Consider the following 4,016-nt stretch of genomic DNA (forward strand, 5'->3'; position numbering starts at 1 on the left):
GCCTCGAAGGGACCCGCTGCCACCCACCGCGAGGGTTGCGTCGTTTCGAGGCTCGCTCGTTTCTCGCTCACACCTCAACGAACCGAAGCCACTTGGTCCCTGAGGTGCGTAGGCCGCCTGCGGCCGGAGCCTCGAAGGGACCCGCTGCCACCCACCGCGAGGGTTGCGTCGTTTCGAGGCTCGCTCGTTTCTCGCTCACACCTCAACGACCCGAAGTGACCTACCCCGGGACCGAGTTCGGCTCAGCGGTGGCCGAAGGTCTCGCGCAGGCCCGACGGTATCCCGCCGGACTCCAGGCGCTCGGCGGAGCGGCCGACGACCCGGCGGGTCGGCCACAGATGGAAGAACAGCCCCGGCACCGCGATCACGGCCGCGACGAGGGTTGGTGCCCAGCCGTACGGCAGCACATACGTCAGGGCGACCACCGCGATGAACGGTGCCTCGGTCAGGGCGAAGCGCAGCGTGGCGGACTGCTGGAAACGCTGGTTCGCCACGGCCTCCTGCCCGAGCGCGGTCAGCGGTGCCAGCCGGTAGCCGAAGGTCTGCGCCGCGAAGCCGCCGAGCAGGACCGCAGCGATGATCGCGGCGGTGACCCCCACCGGCAGCGACTCTGTCGAGGCCGTCACCGACAGCACGACGACGACCGTGAGGACGACCGGCGCGCCAATCAGTGTCGAGGCGAAAATGCGGTAGACCTGGGCAAAGGGGGACGATCCCGTGTTCTTTGCGGGTTCGGTGGGCGGGTGGGCGCTCATGGTCTCATTCTATGGGCGGCCTGCGTCTCGAAGTGCCATCGTTGCCGATCTGGCCTAGAGTTCGAGACGGCCCACACCAGAGTCGTCTGAGGAGACCATCGTGACCACCGATCCGGGCGTGACGCCCACCCAGTACTTCACCTACGTCAACGGTGCCGAGTACGGCCCGTACACGCTCGAGCAGCTGCGTCAGTTCGCCGGTGCCGGCAACGTCACCGCGCAGAGCCATGTGCGCGTCGAGGGCGGCGAGTGGATCGTCGCCCAGAACCTGCCCGAGCTGGCCGGCGCCTTCCCGCCGGCAGCCCCGGCCTACGCAGCGGCCCCTGGATACGCCGCAGCCCCAGCCTACGCCTACAACGGCCCGGTCAGCGACAAGCAGTACGTCGTGGCGCTGTTGCTGTCGTTCTTCGCCGGCGGCCTCGGTGTCGACCGCTTCTACCTGGGCTACACCGGCCTGGGCATCGCCAAGTTGCTCACCTGCGGCGGCCTGGGCATCTGGTCGATCATCGACTTCGTGCTCATCGCCCTCGGCAAGGTGCCGGATGCGCAGGGACGCCCGCTCGCGCGCTGAGCCGATCCCGGATCAGGCCTGTCGGCGGCTGCCGTCGATTCGACCGCAGCCGCCGACAGGCCGTACACTGGTCCATCGGTGAGATTTCCCCACTGTTTCGTCATGCCCACGGCCAGGCGAAGCGGTGGGCGAAATATCGAACGGCACTAGCTCAACTGGCAGAGCATCGGTCTCCAAAACCGAAGGTTGGGGGTTCAAGTCCCTCGTGCCGTGCCCAGAACGAACGACCCGAGACAGACACAGCGGCGGACACCGGTCCGCCCCGGAGGCACCTGCGGTGCTGCCGGACAACCACGAAGGAGCATCGTGAGCGATCACGACCAGGGCGGCAGCACGCCGTCGGCATCGGCGGCAGGAGCGTCGGCTCAGACGCGCACCTCGCCGATGACCTTCCTGCGCCAGGTCATCGCGGAGTTGCGCAAGGTCGTGTGGCCGACGCGCCCGCAGGTGGCGAACTACTTCGTCGTCGTGCTCGTGTTCGTGCTCGTGATGATGGCGATCGTCGCCGGACTCGATTTCGGGTTCGGCAAGGCGATGTTCAAGATCTTCGGTTAGGACGCAGCGGTGAGTGACAACTACGACGAGACGGCGGCCGGTGACGTGACCGAGACCGAGGACGAGCAGCAGGCCGAGGTCCTCGTGGCCGAGGAGGAGCCTCAAGCCGAGGAGGCCGCCCCCGCCGACCCCCTGCAGGAGTTCCGCGACCGGCTCTACAGCCAGATCGGCGACTGGTACGTCGTCCACACGTACTCGGGCATGGAGAAGCGGGTCAAGGCCAACATCGAGAACCGCATCACCTCGCTCAACGCCGAGGACTACATCTTCGAGGTCGTCGTGCCGACCGAGGAGGTCGCCGAGATCAAGAACGGCCAGCGCAAGCTCGTGAAGCGCACCGTGCTTCCCGGTTACGTCCTGGTCCGCATGGATCTCACCGACGAGTCGTGGGGCGTCGTGCGCCACACCCCGTCGGTCACCGGCTTCGTGGGCAACGCCCACCAGCCGGTCCCGCTGAGCCTCGCCGAGGTCGAGCAGATGCTCGCCCCGGCGGTGGAGGCCGAGGTCGCCGCGACGGCGTCCGAGGAGGCCTCCGACACGCAGCTGGCGAAGGCCCCCAAGGTCGAGTTCGCCGACTTCCAGACGGGCGATTCCGTCATGGTCGTCGACGGTCCGTTCGCCACACTGCACGCGACCATCACCGAGATCAACGTCGACGCCCAGCGCGTCAAGGCGTTGGTCGAGATCTTCGGTCGTGAGACCCCGGTCGAGTTGAGCTTCACCCAGATCCAGAAGGTCTGAGCGCCCCGCTCGTCCGCCCGCACCACCAGAAACAAGGACCCGAAACCCATGCCTCCCAAGAAGAAAGTCACGGCTGTCGTCAAGGTGCAGCTCCAGGCCGGCCAGGCCAACCCTGCGCCGCCGGTCGGCACCGCGCTCGGCCCGACGGGCGTCAACATCATGGAGTTCTGCAAGGCGTACAACGCCGCGACGGAATCCATGCGTGGCAACGTCATCCCCGTCGAGATCACGATCTACGAGGATCGTTCGTTCACCTTCGTCACCAAGACGCCGCCTGCGGCCGAGCTGATCAAGAAGGCCGCCGGCCTGCAGAAGGGTTCGCCGGTCCCGCACAAGGACAAGGTCGGCAAGATCACCGCCGCCCAGGTCCGCGAGATCGCCACGACCAAGCTCCCCGACCTGAATGCCAACGACGTCGAGGCTGCGGCCAAGATCGTCGAGGGCACCGCTCGTTCGATGGGCGTCACCGTCGAGGGTTGAGGATCACCGGTCTCTGAGGTGCTGTGAGGAACGAGCGGCCTCGAAGGGACCACCTCACCAGTGACACCCGAATCATCACTTGTGGGAGGGCCGGCTGGGTCCGTACCACACCTGGCACACCTAAGGAAAGAAGCCATGGCACAACACAGCAAGGCGTACCGCGCGGTCGCCGGCAAGATCGACAAGAACACCATCTACACGCCGCTGCAGGCGACGACGCTCGCCAAGGAGTCCGGCAGCGCGAAGTACGACTCGACGGTGGATGTCGCCATCCGCCTCGGCGTCGACCCGCGCAAGGCCGACCAGATGGTGCGCGGCACCGTCAACCTGCCGCACGGCACCGGCAAGACCGCACGGGTCCTGGTCTTCGCCACCGGTGCCAACGCCGACGCGGCGCGTGAGGCCGGAGCCGATTACGTCGGGGCCGACGAGTTGGTCGAGAAGGTCACCGGCGGCTGGCTCGACTTCGACGCCGTTGTCGCGACGCCGGACATGATGGCCAAGGTCGGCCGTCTCGGCCGCGTGCTCGGCCCGCGCAACCTCATGCCCAACCCCAAGACGGGCACCGTCACCCCGGATGTCGCCAAGGCCGTCGGCGACATCAAGGGCGGCAAGATCGAGTTCCGCGTCGACCGTCACGCCAACTTGCACTTCGTGATCGGCAAGGCGTCCTTCACCGCCGAGCAGCTCGCCGAGAACTACGGTGCCGCGCTGGAGGAGATCTTGCGTCTCAAGCCGTCCAGCTCGAAGGGCCGCTACGTCAAGAAGGTCACGATCTCCACGACGAACGGCCCCGGCATCGGCGTCGACCCGTCGCGCACGCGCGACTACGCCGTCGACACCGACGCCTGAGCACGTCCTGCGGGTCCAATGCCTGAGGATTGGGGCGGCGGAGGGAGCCCCCCACCACAGGC

6 protein-coding genes and 1 tRNA gene are annotated in these 4,016 nt (G+C 67.3%); 6 read left to right on the forward strand and 1 reads right to left on the reverse strand.

Annotated elements, in window-relative coordinates; translation table 11 throughout:
• Positions 1–242 precede the first annotated feature (242 nt).
• Positions 243–755, reverse strand: a complete 513-nt coding sequence (locus QM597_RS08960; RefSeq protein ID WP_415004536.1) for a hypothetical protein — start codon at positions 753–755, stop codon at positions 243–245.
• A 100-nt stretch (positions 756–855) separates the two neighbouring features.
• On the opposite strand from QM597_RS08960, the gene QM597_RS08965 reads away from it, so the two are divergent.
• From QM597_RS08965 to rplA, 6 genes are all read left to right on the forward strand, one after another.
• On the forward strand, positions 856–1,326 hold the full coding sequence (locus QM597_RS08965) for an NINE protein (RefSeq protein ID WP_415004537.1): 471 nt from the start codon (positions 856–858) through the stop codon (positions 1,324–1,326).
• A 140-nt stretch (positions 1,327–1,466) separates the two neighbouring features.
• Positions 1,467–1,539: transfer RNA gene (locus tag QM597_RS08970), tRNA-Trp, on the forward strand.
• A gap of 93 nt (positions 1,540–1,632) precedes the next feature.
• The gene (gene secE / locus QM597_RS08975) at positions 1,633–1,881 is read left to right on the forward strand and encodes a preprotein translocase subunit SecE (RefSeq protein WP_415004538.1); all 249 of its coding nucleotides are present in this window, start codon (positions 1,633–1,635) and stop codon (positions 1,879–1,881) included.
• A 9-nt stretch (positions 1,882–1,890) separates the two neighbouring features.
• Complete coding sequence (gene nusG / locus QM597_RS08980; RefSeq protein ID WP_415004539.1) at positions 1,891–2,622, forward strand: transcription termination/antitermination protein NusG; 732 nt, start codon at positions 1,891–1,893, stop codon at positions 2,620–2,622.
• A 48-nt stretch (positions 2,623–2,670) separates the two neighbouring features.
• On the forward strand, positions 2,671–3,102 hold the full coding sequence (gene rplK, locus QM597_RS08985; protein WP_415004540.1) for a 50S ribosomal protein L11: 432 nt from the start codon (positions 2,671–2,673) through the stop codon (positions 3,100–3,102).
• 135 nt (positions 3,103–3,237) lie between these two features.
• Positions 3,238–3,954, forward strand: coding sequence for a 50S ribosomal protein L1 (rplA, locus tag QM597_RS08990; protein ID WP_415004541.1), 717 nt, complete (start codon positions 3,238–3,240; stop codon positions 3,952–3,954).
• Positions 3,955–4,016: the final 62 nt, after the last annotated feature.

The sequence above is a fragment of the Aeromicrobium sp. genome (assembly GCF_047607065.1).
GTDB lineage: Bacteria > Actinomycetota > Actinomycetes > Propionibacteriales > Nocardioidaceae > Aeromicrobium.